Source organism: Acinetobacter sp. B-6 (assembly GCF_056930735.1).
The window spans coordinates 121,546-137,716 of record NZ_JBXPBY010000005.1; the positions used below are offsets into that span (position 1 = coordinate 121,546).

Genomic DNA, 16,171 nt, shown 5'->3' on the forward strand with positions numbered 1-16,171 from the left:
AAAATAAACGAAAATATGTTAAAACTCTTCAATCAAAAGGTGATGTTATGATGCAAATGAACGAACCGCAAACTTGTTATGACATCGTGGTGATTGGAGGAGGAATTAATGGTGTTGGAATTGCCAATGATGCAGTTGGGCGTGGTTTATCGGTCTTGCTTTGTGAAAAAGATGATTTGGCAAGTCATACCTCATCCGCCAGTAGTAAATTGATTCATGGTGGTTTACGTTATTTAGAACATAAGGAATTTCGCTTGGTTCGTGAAGCTTTGGCAGAGCGTGAAGTTTTACTGGCGAAAGCCCCACATATTATTCGTCCAATGCGCTTTATCATGCCTCATCAACCGCACCTTAGACCAGCTTGGCTAATCCGTACGGGTTTATTTTTTTATGATCATTTGGGCAAACGAGAAAAACTGCCAGGATCAAATTTGGTCCAATTCAACCCTGAAACCAGCCCATTAAATAAAGATATTACCCGTGGTTTTGAATACTCCGATTGTGCTGTAGATGATTCTCGTTTGGTGATTCTCAATGCAATGCAGGCACGGGAAAAGGGAGCAAAGATTGTTAGTCAAACACGTTGTATTGCTGCGCAACGTGAAAATGCTGTGTGGACAATCCAACTTGAAAATGAACAAGGGATATATCAAGTTCAAGCCAAAGTATTGGTCAATGCCGCAGGTCCTTGGGTGGCACAATTTATCCAACAGGATTTGAAATTAAAATCACCTTATGGTATTCGTTTGGTTCAAGGGAGCCATATCATTGTGCCAAAAATTTATGCAGGTGATAAAGCCTATATTATGCAAAATGACGATCAGCGAATCGTGTTTGCGATCCCTTATTTAAACCAATACACCATGATTGGAACCACAGATCGTGAATATCATGATGACCCTAATCAAGTTGAAATCACTCAACAAGAAATTGATTATCTTTTAAAAGTATCCAATGATCATTTTAAGACACAACTGAGCCAAAATGATATTGTCAGCACTTTTTCAGGTGTGCGCCCATTGTGTGATGATGAATCTGATAACCCAGCTGCAATTACGCGTGATTATACTTTAGCACTTTCTCAACAACATTCAGGTGAAGCGCCTTTATTGTCGGTTTTTGGTGGCAAGTTGACGACATATCGCAAGCTTGCTGAATCAGCACTTGAGCAACTGAAAAAGTTTTTCCCTGAAATGCAACAATCTTGGACCGCACATGCTTTATTACCTGGTGCAGAAAACTTGGTCTCTGTAGAAGATTTAATCTTGGAGATCCAGACTAAAATCAAAGGCATTGATTTGGAAACAGCAAGTCGCTGGGCACATGCTTATGGCACTTATGTATGGAAGTTTTTAAATTATTCCTCCTCAGTGCATGAGCTTGGGCAAAGTTTTGGGCATGGGCTTTATGCGCAAGAAGTGGATTATTTAGTCGACCAGGAATGGGCAATCACGAGTCAGGATATATTGAGTCGCCGTAGCAAGTTATATCTTGAATTTAAACAGGATGACATTGATCTTTTGGATGCCTACTTGCTTGAGTTACATGAACGTCGATTGCAAAAAGATGTTGCATAATGCAATTTATAAAGCCAATGAATCATGCATTGGCTTTATTGTATTTTGTAGATTCAATTTGAATATTGAAGTTTAAAAATTAAACTTTTAACCTCAAACCATAACTATCCAACTTCAAATACTGAATCCTTTCATCTTGAACATTGTGTTTTATGATTCATTTGGCTGCCGCAATGTAAGCGCATCTTTCATAAATGTTTGTGCACTCATATAAATGAATACGGCACTCAGTAATAAGGTGATTGGAATAATAATCATGGCTTTGTGTAAACCGATGGCACGGAATTGATCCGTAATCCCTGTTGCACCTGATACAGTCATTGCGGCATTTGCATAATGATCAGAAAGTGCGCCAACCAGAAGTGGACCAAATGCGCCACCTAATACATACATGATCGCAAGACATAAACCAAAAGCCATTGCTCTTTGATTGGGTTCGACAACTTCTTGAATAGCAGGGTAGACGGTTGTGTAATAGTTGTACATTGCAAGCCAACCGAGACAAGACAATACTGTAAATAAAACAACAGCTTGGCTTTTCAGCATTAGACTTAATCCAATCATAATCGCCGAGATCAATAAACACAGTGCTCCGAACAATAAACGACCCTTTTTAGATTTTTGATAAATCTTGTCTGCAATGACACCGCCAAGTGTTAAGCCGATTAAACCTGTTATCCCGATAATACATCCTGCAAGTAATGAGCCTTGGATTAAGGTTAAACCAAAATAACGTAGGAACAACGGCACTAGAAATGCGATGCCAGCAGCAATCGCAAGATTTTGCATAATGCCAGAAAGAATAATCCAACGTAGCGTTTTGATTTTTAAAAGGCTTCCTAAGCTGTTTTGCTTTGAAGGTTTTGCTTGATAGTTTTCAACTTCTGCTGCACCTCGTGCAGGTTCTCGAATAAAGAAAAAACAGATGGCTAAGATCAGACCAGGTACAGCCGCAACTATAAAAGGTGCACGCCAACTGTTAAATGCTTGTGCAATCCCACCAACGGTGAAGAAAGCGAGTACCATTCCAACTGGTAAGCCGAGCATAAAAATACCTATTGCTTTGGCACGATGCTGAGGTGGAAATAAATCTCCAATTAAAGAGTTCGCAGCAGGTGCATAACTTGCCTCACCGACACCAACACCTACACGAGCCATGAAAAAAGAGATATAACTCCATGCAAGTGCATTCATGGCGGTAAAGCCACTCCATGCGATTAAACCTATACCGATAATTTTTTTTCTTGAGTTGCGGTCTGCAAGTTTTCCAAAATATAAGCCAGCAATGGCATAGACTAAGGAAAATGCAGCAGCAAGCATTCCTAATTGTTTGTCATTTAGACTATATTCTAATCTGATTGATTCAATGACCACGGCTGGAATTGTACGATCAAAAAAATTCATCGTATTGGCTAGAAACAGTAGAATCAAAATCTTCCATTTGTTGTGGATTAAGCTATTCACGGTAACAACTCCTTTGTTTATTTTTGGAGGATCAAGCGATCCGACTTGATTCGATTTAGAAGTATTGTTTTACGATTGATGGAATTTTTTTAATCACCACTTATTGTTCATATTGTTTAGAAAATCTATATAATATATTTATTAAATGCAAGTGAAATTAAATTGAGTGTTGTTTTTTTAGATAAATGACCAAATAAAGAAAAGGATAGTCATTAGATTTATGATATTTGTGTAGAAATTAAAACAAATAAATAACTCTGTGCCTTATTTGGATATACGCATCATATGGCAGCAATATTTTTTAATACTATACATTTAAGTTTTTGTATTTTATTTATAATACTATCATTTATAAAAATATTAACGTGAAGTGAAAAAGCTTGTGATTACAAATGAAGCGGAAAACTCATAGTTTTTATTGTTCACTTTCCATTGAGGAAACCCAAAAAACAATCCAACAAGTCAACGTTAAACTCTTTTACTTGCTGGATTGATTCACTATATTTTTTAATAAAAAAATCAATAACTTTTCCAGAGGGCGCCTAACTTGAAATCCCATTCACTTGGTGTAATCACCATCCGTCCTGCATTTGGTGTCAACGTGATTTCACTGAAAAAAACATCATCTCCAGCCAATAAAAAGTCGATACGACTATAACCATGTTTAAAGCAAAGGTCTTGAGAAAGTTGCAGCATTTTGCTTAAACTTTTCGGTTGAGCTAAGCCTAAGGGGCTATTATTCTTTAAGTCAACTGTAAAGGGTTGTAGTATCCAAGAAGTATCATAAATATTTGAATAATCAATGCCTTGACTATCTTGAACATCGACTTCTATATATCTAGGTTGACCTTCGAAACAATGTACTCGACTGGTGGTAATCGTTAACTGGCTATTTGGATCTGTCCATAATTCAACAAACTCTTCAGCCAGAATCAACGGTGTAATATTTTTATAATGCCATTCTCTTTTTTTAAAATACATATTTTGTTTTAAATGATGCTTTAATTTTAGTTCTGCATTTTTAATATCAAATTGACTTTTATCATGGCACACGATTGCGCTACCGCTATCATGATTGCACTTTAAAACAAATTTAGACGGGAGTTTATTAAACTCAATTTCGCTAAAGCATTTGTATACACCAAGTAAAGGTACAAAATGTGAGCAACAAATTTTATCTGAAATAATTTCTCTCACTGTCAACTTGTCAGCAAGTTTTGTATGCAGAGGCGCTCTTTCATAGATCATGCGCGCAGTTACTTTTTCATTAAAACTTTCCGGTTTATCAAAGTCAGGTGTGTAACCTAATTTATTAATAAATCTTTTTGTAAGGTATTTCTTGTCAGAGACAAATTTAGTTCTAATGACTTTCGCTGTATAGATAATATTTTCAATCATGGGAAAGAATAAAAAAATAAAGAAATGAATTTTTCAATTATAGAGGAAATATGGATTTTTTGTATTACAAAAATATCATATTGTGGATTTAACGCAAAATATTACATTTAGAATACAAATGGCTTTATTTTAATCGGTTATTCCGTTTAAGTTATTTTTTAGTTGCATGCGATAGCGACTCGAAATTAAAAGAGCATGCTGCTCGAATCCTTGATTCCTTGAATTCATCACAATGATTATAGATTGAATGCAAAAAGACCGCTCGAAAGCGGTCTCTTGAATGCTTAATTTTAAATTAAGCTGATTTTTTTACAGCCTCTAAAAGCTCGTTTTGACGATTTTTAAGTGCTGCAGGTAAACGGTCACCTAACTTGTTAAACAGTTCAGTATGACTTTCAATCTCTTTGATCCATTGATCTTTATCTTGAGATGTTACAAGATCAAATTGCGCTTTAGTAAAGTCAGAACCTGTCCAGTTCAATTGCTCAAATGTTGGCACTAAGCCAATCGGTGTTTCAACTGCATCTGCACGACCTTCACAACGGTCAATGATCCACTCAAGCACACGCATGTTTTGACCGAAACCAGGCCATACAAAGTTGCCTTCAGCATCACGACGGAACCAGTTTACGTTGTAAATACCTGGTAATTTGTTGCCGGCAGCTTTTGCTTTCGCACCTACTTCTTCACCCAGTTCTAACCAGTGAGCGAAGTAATCCGCCATGTTGTAACCAGCAAATGGCAACATCGCAAATGGATCACGGCGAACAACACCTTGTTGACCTACTGCCGCAGCAGTTGTTTCAGAACCCATTGTTGCTGCTTTATATACACCATCTACCCAGTCGAATGCTTCTGAGATTAAAGGTACTGTATCCGCACGACGTCCACCGAAAATGAATGCAGAGATTGGAACACCAGCTGGATTTTCCCAATCAGCATCAATAGAAGGGCATTGACCCGCTGCTACAGTGAAACGTGCATTTGGATGAGCTGCTTTTTCACCAGCAACATGTGGTTGACCTTTCCAGTTGGTTAAGTTTGCAGGTGCTTCTTTTGTTAAGCCTTCCCACCAAACTTCGCCATTGTCAGTCACCGCAACGTTGGTATAAATCACATCTTTGTGAAGTGTTGCCATACAGTTTGGATTGGTTTTGGTATTTGTTCCTGGTGCTACACCAAAGAAACCAGCTTCTGGGTTGATTGCATATAAGCGACCATCTTCACCTGGTTTAATCCAAGCAATATCATCACCTACAGTTTCAATCTTCCAACCTTCATAACCTGCTGGTGGAATAAGCATCGCAAAGTTGGTTTTACCACATGCAGAAGGGAATGCTGCTGCGATGTAGTGTTTTTCACCTTGAGGATTTGTCACACCAAGGATAAGCATATGTTCAGCTAACCAACCTTGTTGACGACCCATAGAAGATGCGATACGTAAAGCAAGACATTTTTTACCTAATAATGCATTACCGCCGTAACCTGAACCATAAGACCAGATTTCACGTGTTTCTGGATAATGCACGATGTATTTTTCTGGGTTGCAAGGCCAAGCAACATCTTTTTGACCTTCTGCAAGAGGCGCACCTACTGTATGTACGCAAGGAATAAAGTCACCATCTGTGCCAAGTACGTCATAAACAGCTTTACCCATACGAGCCATTTTACGCATACTTACAGCAACATAAGGAGAATCAGTAATTTCAATACCGATGTGTGCAATGTGAGAACCTAATGGACCCATTGAGAATGGAACCACATACATTGTGCGGCCTTTCATTGCGCCATCAAACAAACCGTTAAGACGAGCACGCATTTCAGCAGGAGCTTCCCAGTTGTTAGTCGCACCAGCATCTTCTTGTTTTTCAGAACAGATGAATGTACGACCTTCAACACGAGCTACGTCAGACGGATCAGAATTCGCTAAATAAGAACCAGGATGTTTTTCTTGGTTCAATGCTTGCATAGTGCCGTTAGCGATCATCAAGTCGATATAACGTTGATTCTCTTCTTCGCTTCCGTCACACCATTCAATTTTTGCAGGTTTAGTCAATTTAGCAATTTCTTCAACCCAGGCAATGAGCTTAGGATGACGAACGAATTCTGGTGCGTTCACTTGGGTCATGGTGAGGCCTATCTAAAATATGTACAATTTTGTGTACAAATAACAACCTGAATGAAGTGGTACAACATTCAAATTTAAGTAAGAAAAAAAGTGGACGTATTAAAACATATATTCATAAAAAAAATAAGACTAAAGGCTTAAAAGATGCTTAACCTAAGGGGTGGTGTAAGTGATTGATTTTTAGTGTTTAAGCGGAATTATTGGTTGATATTTAACACTATTTAATAAAGCAATGAGTAATATTTTTATTGTAAATAATAATAATTAACAATAACTTGAAAATAAGAAGCTGTAAAAAATTATTATTGATTTAATAAATGGGTATAATTCGAATTTTACATAAAGGTGCTTTTATTTGCTTAGAAAATCGACGAAATTAGAGCAAATACTTCACAATAATCAAACTTATGGATACAGATTTAAAGCCTCTTTCGATGATTTACAATGAAAAATCAGGTTTTCATGCAAATCACAAAGATGAGGTTTACGAAAAACTCATGACCATCTGGACCACACATGGTTTTGAAATACAGGTTTTTGATATCAGTACAGAAGGCGATATTCAGACCTTAATGAAAAAAATCTATCAACGACATGCACAATATTCAAAACCCGGGGTTATTGTTGCGGCAGGTGGTGATGGTACGTTGAATGCTGTTGCATCGCAAATGCTTCATCAAAATATTCCGATGGGTATTTTGCCATTAGGCACATTTAATTATGTAGCACGTGCCTTGAATATTCCATTGAATCTGCTTGAGGCAGCTCATGTTATTGCGACAGGAGAACCTCGTGCATCCCACATCGCATGTATCAATGATCAAATTTATTTAAACAATGCCAGTTTGGGTTTGTATCCGTTATTCATCAAAAAAAGAGAGGATTACAATCGGCGTTTTGGACGTTTTGCTTTAAATGCATATACTTCAGGCTTGGATGTACTGATTCGAGACCGCAAAGAACTCAAACTCGAAATTGAGGTGGATGGACAAAAATATCCAGTCAAAACACCTTTAATCTTTTTTGGAAATAATCAACTACAACTTAAAGAATTAAATTTACGAATTTCCAAATGTGCAGAAGTGGGAGAGATCGCAGGGGTGGTGATCGCAAAAGGGGATAAGGTCACTTTATTTAAAACACTATTTCAGACCATTCGAGGAAAATTAGAAAAAGCATCAGATGTGTATAGCTTTGGTGCAGATAAAGTGATTGTGTATTCGAAAAAGCCTAAACTAACGGTTGCGATTGATGGAGAAATTGTGTCAATGGATACACCTTTGAACTTACATGTTGAAAAAAATGCTTTAAATATTATGGTACCTGCGCATGCTACTACATCTATCTGATCTGCATTTTGGAACAGAGCGTCAAGCATGTATACAGGCGATTCAGCGGTTTTGTGCACAGCATCAACCAGAAGTTGTAGTGGTGAGTGGAGATCTGACTCAACGTGCTAAATTTAAAGAGTTTTATGCGTGTAAGCAATTTTTAGAATCTTTAAAAACGCCATATTTTGTTGTCCCAGGTAATCATGATATTCCGCTTTATCATGTATGGAACAGGGCATTTCGACCTTTTGGTCTGTATCAATTATTTTTTGGCAGTTTAGAGCGGACATTGTTGACTCAGCATTTTTATTTGATTGGTATGAACAGTATTCGCCGTCGCTATCATACACGCGGGCATATCTCATTCGAACAGATAGAAAGCGTCAATCAATTGTTGATGGATGCACCAGACAATAAATTAAAAATTATTGTCAGTCATCAACCTTTTTATACTTCGAATGAAGATCATCATTTAAAAGATTGTCCTGCATTAGGGCAATTTGCGATTAAAGAATGGGGACAGCATCAGCTCTATGCCTTATTGCACGGTCATTTACATCTTGTTGCTGTCTATGATTTAAACCAAGCATTTAATTTAAATCTATCTCATCCCGTCTATGAAGTGCATGCAGGTACTGCTGTGTCTCGTCGTTTGCATAAAAAAATCCCAAATAGTTTTAATGTGATTCATGAAAACGGTACATTTCAACACTATTTTTTTGATGAACAATTACAAGAATTTATTGCGCAATAATGAGAAAATCGGTTGAATTTTTTGACAATCTGACGTGAATGAATAAAAAAAATACAAATTAAATAAATTTTTTTTAATTTTCCCCTTGAAGCGTTTATTTCCATCCCCACAAATGTGACATACAAATATTTTGTCGATGACCTAGGAATAAGAAGTCATCTTCCCTGAGTAATCAATGACATTTAGACGATGTCTATGGAGTTTTATATGAGCAACATTCGTCCATTACATGATCGCGTAGTTATTCGTCGTGTTGAAGAGGAAACAAAAACTGCTGGCGGTATTTTACTTCCAGGTTCTGCAGCTGAAAAACCAGCACAAGGTGAAATCATTGCTGTAGGAAATGGTCAAATCACTGACAATGGTGTGCGTGCATTAGACGTTAAAGTTGGTGATAAAGTATTGTTCGGTACTTATGCAGGTACAACTGTAAAAGTAAGCGGTGAAGAACTTTTAATTATGAAAGAATCTGACATTTTAGCGGTACTTGAAGGTTAATTCAGACCGAGATGGTGTGTTGTTTTTGATCAATTAAAAACAATATGCCTCATCCACTTTTAAATTAGATGGTTAAAGAATAAAGATTATTGGAGTTAAGCATGTCAGCTAAAGACGTAAAATTTGGTGATTCAGCTCGTTCAAAAATGATTGCGGGCGTAAATGTACTTGCAGATGCAGTTAAAGTAACTTTAGGTCCTAAAGGTCGTAACGTTGTTATTGATCGTTCTTTTGGTGCGCCACACATCACCAAAGATGGTGTAACTGTAGCAAAAGAAATTTCGTTGAAAGACAAATTTGAAAACATGGGTGCACAATTGGTTCGTGAAGTTTCTTCAAAAACCAATGATATCGCAGGTGATGGTACTACAACAGCAACTGTACTTGCTCAAGCAATTTTAAATGAAGGGATCAAATCTGTAACTGCAGGTATGAACCCAATGGATTTAAAACGCGGTATTGATCTTGCTGTTAAAGCTGTTGTTGAAAATATCAAAGCAACGGCTAAACCAGCTTCTGATACCAAAGCGATTGAACAAGTTGGTTCGATTTCTGCAAACTCTGACGAAACTGTGGGTAAATTAATTGCACAGGCGATGGAGCGTGTTGGTAAAGAAGGCGTAATCACAGTTGAAGAAGGTTCAGGATTCGAAGACGCACTTGACGTTGTAGAAGGTATGCAATTTGACCGTGGTTATATCAGCCCGTATTTTGCAAACAAACAAGATACTTTGACAGCTGAACTCGAAAATCCATTCATCCTTCTTGTTGATAAAAAAATCAGCAACATCCGTGAATTGATTACAGTTTTAGAAGCTGTTGCGAAAACAGGTAAGCCACTTCTTATCATTGCTGAAGATGTTGAAGGTGAAGCACTTGCAACACTTGTTGTGAACAACATGCGTGGCATCATCAAAGTGTGTGCTGTTAAAGCACCTGGTTTTGGTGACCGTCGTAAAGCAATGCTTCAAGATATTGCGATCTTGACTGGCGCTACTGTAATTTCTGAAGAAGTGGGTATGTCGTTAGAGCAAGCTTCTCTTCAAGATTTAGGCACTGCGCACAAAATCACAGTATCTAAAGAAAATACAGTGATCGTAGACGGTGCTGGTGATGCAAATCAAATTGCTGAACGTGTTACTCAAATCCGTGCACAAATCGAAGAATCAACTTCTGAATACGATAAAGAGAAACTACAAGAGCGTGTTGCTAAATTAGCAGGCGGTGTTGCTGTAATCAAAATCGGTGCTGCAACAGAAGTTGAAATGAAAGAGAAAAAAGACCGTGTAGACGATGCACTTCATGCAACTCGTGCTGCGGTTGAAGAAGGTGTTGTTGCAGGTGGTGGTGTTGCACTTGTACGTGCTGCTAAAGCGCTAGACGGTGTTGTTGGTGCAAATGATGACCAAACTGTAGGTGTAAATATCCTTCGTCGTGCGATTGAAGCACCACTTCGTCAAATTGTTTCTAATGCAGGCGATGAGCCTTCTGTAGTGATCAATGCTGTGAAAAATGGCGAAGGTAACTTTGGTTACAACGCTGCAACTTCACAATATGGCGACATGTTAGAAATGGGTATCCTTGATCCAGCAAAAGTAACACGATCTGCACTTGAACATGCTGCTTCTGTTGCTGGTTTAATGTTAACAACTGAATGCATGATCACAGATATTCCTGAAGATAAACCTGCTATGCCTGATATGGGCGGAATGGGTGGTATGGGCGGAATGATGTAAGTCATTCTGATCTCAGATCATAAAAAATCCCCGCCCTTGTGCGGGGATTTTTTATGATCAGGGTGAGGTTTTGAATGAGGTTTGAATTTATTGGTTAAATAAAAATAGATACTGATGATTTATAAAAATAGTAGAGTTTAGTTGTCTGCTTAAATCAATAATGGTATTTGGGTGTTGATCAAACATACATATCGAGAATGCTTTATTTTTATATAAAGGTTTAAAAATTACCTAAAAAGAATAATCACCCAAGTAAAGAAAATAATGGATTGCGCTACAAATTGAGCCGCACTTCCCATGTCTTTTGCATTCTTGGAAAGCGGGTGGCGTTCTAAAGATACTCGGTCAACCACAGCTTCAAGTGCTGAATTAAACAACTCAACAATGATTGCCAGTAAACATACCCCAATCATCAAGGCTTGTTCAACTGAGCTCACATTAAGAAAAAAAGTAATTGGGATTAATATTAGATTAATCCAAACGATCTGACGAAAAGCAGCTTCATTTTGATAAGCAGCTTTAAAACCCGCTAAAGAATAACCCGTAGCATTAAGAATGCGTTTAAAACCTGTTGTACCCTTAAATGGAGAATAATCACTCATAAATCAAAGCTGCTATATTTTTGAACAAGTGTATTATTTTAAACTTAAATGGGTATTAATTTTAAGCAAAAAATGCTCAGTTTAGAAAAAATAAAGCAAGCGATTGAAACGATTGCTTTATTTTAGTTGAATCTTAAAGTGTTATTTTAGAATAGGATTTGCTTTCCAGTAGGCATCTAGTGCTTTACGTCCCAAACCAGGGTCATCTGTAAATAGTCCATCAACTCCAGCTTTAAAATACATTTCATATTCTTTGTTGGCACCTGTTTCACAACGTTTTGCAGCATCTGCTTCTGCGCTACTACATTTTAAATTTGCTGCCAAAAAGTTATTTTCAGGTCGGAAAGTATAAGGATGCACTTTTAAGTTAACTGCATGCGCATCTGCAACAAAAGAAGATGGTGCAGTATAGCTATCATTAAAGATATAAGGTTTCCATGGACCTACGCCATCGGCATAGGTTGAGACTGTTTTTAAACCTTGTGCTGTTGCCATATCGCCATAAGTTGTTTTCAGACCTTGCGCAACATAATCTGCTGGGCTTGCTTTTTTGTCATCATAGAGCTGAATAATTTTGGCATGCTTTAATGTCTTGTAAAGTGTTAATTGTTCTTTAAAGTATTTGAGATTACTGACTTCAAAAGATTGTAAATAAATTGGGGCAATTTCGCGTGTGTATTGATATTTCGCTAAAGTTTTCAATACAGGATCTTCCATACTTAAATTGAGCTTTTGAAAATAAGTTGGATGTTTGGTTTCGATATACAAGCCAATAATTTTTCCTGTTTTTTTGTATTTATTTTCTGCAAGTTCGATAATCTGTTCAAGGGTAGGAATATTAAATTGATCATTATATTGCGTATTGTTTGGGCGTAATGCTGGAATTCTTTCACGTGCTTTAATCAAATTTAATTCACTTACGTTGAAGTCTTCAGTAAACCAACCTGTTAAAGACACCCCATCAATAATTTTAGTTTTTTTGCGATCTGCAAATTGGGCTAAGGTGCTGACATTGGTGGTACCGCCAATTTCATTTTCATGACGTGCGACTAAAATACCATCTTTGGTTGAGACGAGATCAGGTTCAATAAAATCTGCACCATCGTCAATGGCTTTTTGATAACTTTCAAGTGTGTGTTCTGGACGTAAAGCACTTGCACCACGATGCCCCACGATAATAATCTTAGGTTCTTTATAATCAGGTGTTGTAACAATATTTGTTTTATCATCATTACATGCAGTTAAAAATAATATACTACTGCTGATGATCCATGCTTTTTTATTCATATTTCACTCAAATTATTGTGTTGAAATCAATCCTAGTCTATGGGGTTAAATTGACATTGTGATGACATAAGAAGATAAATGAGCAACTTATTTATCATGATGGATCACCTAGGATTCAGTAATCTCCACAGTTTCTCCATATTCAGTCTGATCATTCGGATTTCTGTTATTTTTTCTTGAGTTTTCGATCTAAGTCACAGAATATCAATATAAACGGAATTTAATGTTCAGCATGATCTTAACCACAATCACTTGACACTGAAGCAAAACTGATGCTCTCTAAATTTTTTATTCAACGTCCTATTTTTGCCTGTGTCCTTGCGATTATCGTTATGGCTTTAGGTGTTTTTTCGGTCGTCAATTTACCGATTGAACGCTATCCAGATATTGCTCCACCGCGTATTACCATTTCCACCACATATACAGGGGCAGATGCTGAAACTGTTGAAGAAAGTGTTACTCAGGTTTTAGAGCAACAAATTAAAGGGATTGATCATCTTTTGTATTTCAGCTCAAGCAGTGACTCGTCTGGACGTGCTCGAATCAGTATCAGCTTCGAAAATGGGACTGATCCAGATACTGCCCAGGTTCAAGTACAAAACAGTATTAATGGGGTGTTGAACAGATTACCAGATGATGTGCAACGCCAAGGCGTAACAGTGAACAAATCACTGGGCGATACTTTTATGGTAGTGGGTCTGTATGATGAAACTGGTAAAAGCAATAATATTGAATTAGGAGATTATCTTTCCACGCATATAGAACAAGAATTATCTCGTATTGAGGGTATTGGAGAGGTAGATGTATTTGGTTCGCAGTATGCAATGCGAATCTGGCTTAATCCAAATTTACTGCGACAGTATCAGCTGATGCCAAGCGATATTCGTAGCGCAATTGAAGCGCAGAATACACAGGTTGCTGCAGGTGGTGTTGGCGATTTGCCCGTTGCTTCAGATCAATATTTAAATGCAAAAGTGACCGCAGGCTCTCGTTTAAGAACTGTAGAAGAATTTAAAAATATTATTGTGAAATCCAATACTGATGGAAGCTATGTTTATTTAAAAGATGTTGCACGCGTTGAATTAGGCGCTGAAAATTATCAATCATTTAATACCATCAATGGCTATCCATCATCAGGGATGGGCATTTCTTTATCTTCCGGTGCCAACGCCTTAGCGACATCGGCATTGATTAAAGCAGAATTAGCCAAGATTTCTGAAAAGCTCCCACAAGGTTATAAGATTGTTTATCCACGAGATAACACACCGTTTGTTCAAGAGTCGATAAAAGAAGTTGTTAAAACATTGTTTGAAGCGATCGTTTTGGTTGTTTTGGTGATGTTTATTTTCCTACAAAGTTGGCGTGCCACACTCATTCCAACCATTACCGTACCGATCGTTATTTTAGGGACGTTTGCAGTACTGTTTGCACTGGGGATGAGTATTAATACACTGACCTTGTTTGCTTTAGTGTTGGCAATCGGCTTGCTGGTGGATGATGCCATCGTTGTCGTTGAAAATGTAGAGCGCTTGATGCATGAACAGGGCTTAACCGCAAAGCAAGCTTCTATTGAATCAATGCAAGAAATGACCGGCGCTTTGATTGGGATCACAGTCGTATTGACTGCTGTATTTATTCCAATGGCATTTTTTACTGGGTCGACTGGTGTAATTTACCGGCAGTTTTCAATCACATTGGTTGCAGCAATGGCATTGTCATTGGTGGTTGCATTGGTACTGACACCTGCATTATGTGCAATTATTTTAAAACCTAATCCTCAACCTATGCGTTGGGCGACTTGGTTTAACACCAAACTTGAAAACTTAAAACAGCGTTATATCAGACTTATTCAAAAAACTTTGAATTTAAAATGGGTGATTTTGACATTATTTTTCGGTTTAACTGTCGTTTTTGCACTTTTTTATCGTGCTTTACCCACCAGTTTTATTCCGAGTGAAGACCAAGGAATGCTCAGTGTACAGTTCCGTTTAGCAGATGGTGCACCGATGTCGAGTAGTCAGGTTGTTGGTGAAAATATACGCAAATACTTTTTGGAAAAAGAAAAGCAGAATGTCGATATTGTTCTGATTCGTTATGGTCGTAATTTCTCTGGTACAGGACAAAACCTAGGTACAGGTTTCGTTGCGCTCAAACATTGGGATGATCGTTCTGGTTCAGAAAATTCTGCGCAAGCGATTCGTGAGCGTGCGGTAAAGTATTTTAACAAGAATCCAAATGCTCGGATTACAGTGAGTTTGCCTGCTTCTGTGAATGGTTTGGGTGATAGTGATAGTTTAGAGTTTTGGATTCAGGATGTGAATGGTCAAGGGCGGAAATACCTTGATCAGCAGTTTAATGTTTTACAAACTCAAGCGAAACAATTCCTAACTTTTGAAAATTTAGATAAGAAGTCCAATCCAGACAAATCCAAGTTAAAAATTCATATTGATCAAAAACGGGCATTGGCAAATGGTTTAAGTCAAACAGCGATTAATAGTACCTTGTCAGCTGCATGGGGTGGTTCTTATGTAAATGACTTTATAGATCGTGGTCGTATTAAACGTGTCATGATGCAGGGTGATGCTGAGTTCCGCTCAAAACCTGAAGATTTAGAGGTATGGACTGTTCGTAATGCACAAAATCAAATGATTCCATTCAGTAATTTTTCGACCATTGCTTGGGAAGGTGGACCTGATGTCGTGAACCGCTTCCAAGGCTATACAGCCTTGCAAATGGAAGCCAATACCGCGCCACATACCAGTTCTGGTCAGGCAATGAATGATATTCAGAAGTTGATTAGCCAACAACAGGGGATTGATGTCGCTTGGAGTGGTTTATCATTTGAAGAACAGAAATCCAGTAGCCAAGCATGGTTACTGTACTTAATCTCAATTGGATTCATTTTTCTATGTTTGGCTGCATTATATGAAAGCTGGTCTATTCCAACGGCTGTGATTGCTGCGATTCCTTTAGGGATTGGAGGAAATATTATTTTTAGTCAATTGGCAGGGTTCCCTAATGACATTTACTTTCAGATCGCTTTGCTGACGACAATTGGTCTGTCGTGTAAAAATGCTATTCTCATCGTCGAATTTGCAGCATTGGCGCAAGAAAAAGGCAAAACAGCGGTTGCAGCAGCACTCGAAGGTGCAGGATTACGTTTACGTCCAATTTTGATGACTTCATTGGCATTCGGTGCTGGGGTAATCCCTTTAGTGCTTGCTTTCGGTGCAGGCGCTGCAAGCCGCCAAGAAATTGGCGTAAGTGTACTGGGTGGTGTGATCTTTGGAACAGTTTTGGTGTTGCTGTTTATCCCATTTATGTATGTGCTGATTCGAAGCATTTTTAAGTCTAAAGTATCAACTGAATCGTAAAAGCATGATTTTAAAATTGAGC

The 16,171-nt window shown here is 37.8% G+C and carries 11 protein-coding genes; 6 read left to right on the forward strand and 5 right to left on the reverse strand.

Going from position 1 to position 16,171, the window contains the following annotated elements:
• Positions 1-47: 47 nt before the first annotated feature.
• On the forward strand, positions 48-1,577 hold the full coding sequence (glpD, locus tag AC1Z3T_RS08070) for a glycerol-3-phosphate dehydrogenase (RefSeq protein ID WP_042089411.1): 1,530 nt from the start codon (positions 48-50) through the stop codon (positions 1,575-1,577).
• 150 nt (positions 1,578-1,727) lie between these two features.
• On the opposite strand, the gene AC1Z3T_RS08075 is transcribed toward glpD, so the two are convergent.
• From AC1Z3T_RS08075 to AC1Z3T_RS08085, 3 genes are all read right to left on the reverse strand, one after another.
• Positions 1,728-3,041 (reverse strand): spinster family MFS transporter, encoded by a 1,314-nt coding sequence (locus AC1Z3T_RS08075; RefSeq protein ID WP_100884664.1) that lies wholly within the window; start codon positions 3,039-3,041, stop codon positions 1,728-1,730.
• 519 nt (positions 3,042-3,560) lie between these two features.
• Positions 3,561-4,439 carry an ATP-grasp fold amidoligase family protein gene (locus AC1Z3T_RS08080; RefSeq protein ID WP_151751479.1) on the reverse strand — a complete coding sequence of 293 codons (879 nt, stop codon included), beginning with the start codon at positions 4,437-4,439 and terminating at the stop codon, positions 3,561-3,563.
• A 295-nt stretch (positions 4,440-4,734) separates the two neighbouring features.
• Positions 4,735-6,567: a phosphoenolpyruvate carboxykinase (GTP) gene (locus AC1Z3T_RS08085; protein WP_004828335.1), complete on the reverse strand. Its 1,833-nt coding sequence runs from the start codon at positions 6,565-6,567 to the stop codon at positions 4,735-4,737.
• Between the two features lie 407 nt (positions 6,568-6,974).
• Between AC1Z3T_RS08085 and AC1Z3T_RS08090 the strand changes: the two genes are divergently transcribed.
• From AC1Z3T_RS08090 to groL, 4 genes are all read left to right on the forward strand, one after another.
• A complete protein-coding gene (locus tag AC1Z3T_RS08090; protein ID WP_100884666.1) occupies positions 6,975-7,916 on the forward strand; it encodes a diacylglycerol/lipid kinase family protein in 942 nt (313 codons plus the stop codon).
• On the forward strand, positions 7,897-8,652 hold the full coding sequence (locus AC1Z3T_RS08095) for a metallophosphoesterase family protein (protein WP_100884667.1): 756 nt from the start codon (positions 7,897-7,899) through the stop codon (positions 8,650-8,652). The genes AC1Z3T_RS08090 and AC1Z3T_RS08095 overlap by 20 nt, the downstream gene beginning before the upstream one ends.
• Positions 8,653-8,859: 207 nt before the next feature.
• Positions 8,860-9,150: a co-chaperone GroES gene (locus tag AC1Z3T_RS08100; RefSeq protein WP_004828341.1), complete on the forward strand. Its 291-nt coding sequence runs from the start codon at positions 8,860-8,862 to the stop codon at positions 9,148-9,150.
• Positions 9,151-9,251: 101 nt separating this feature from the next.
• Positions 9,252-10,886 carry a chaperonin GroEL gene (gene groL, locus AC1Z3T_RS08105; protein WP_004828344.1) on the forward strand — a complete coding sequence of 545 codons (1,635 nt, stop codon included), beginning with the start codon at positions 9,252-9,254 and terminating at the stop codon, positions 10,884-10,886.
• Positions 10,887-11,113: 227 nt separating this feature from the next.
• On the opposite strand, the gene AC1Z3T_RS08110 is transcribed toward groL, so the two are convergent.
• Positions 11,114-11,488: a diacylglycerol kinase gene (locus AC1Z3T_RS08110; protein ID WP_005030695.1), complete on the reverse strand. Its 375-nt coding sequence runs from the start codon at positions 11,486-11,488 to the stop codon at positions 11,114-11,116.
• A 141-nt stretch (positions 11,489-11,629) separates the two neighbouring features.
• On the reverse strand, positions 11,630-12,775 hold the full coding sequence (locus AC1Z3T_RS08115; protein WP_483396568.1) for a glycerophosphodiester phosphodiesterase: 1,146 nt from the start codon (positions 12,773-12,775) through the stop codon (positions 11,630-11,632).
• A 272-nt stretch (positions 12,776-13,047) separates the two neighbouring features.
• Here AC1Z3T_RS08115 and AC1Z3T_RS08120 point away from each other — a divergent pair, with 272 nt between their 5' ends.
• Complete coding sequence (locus AC1Z3T_RS08120) at positions 13,048-16,149, forward strand: multidrug efflux RND transporter permease subunit (RefSeq protein WP_483396569.1); 3,102 nt, start codon at positions 13,048-13,050, stop codon at positions 16,147-16,149.
• The last annotated feature ends 22 nt before the right edge of the window (positions 16,150-16,171 follow it).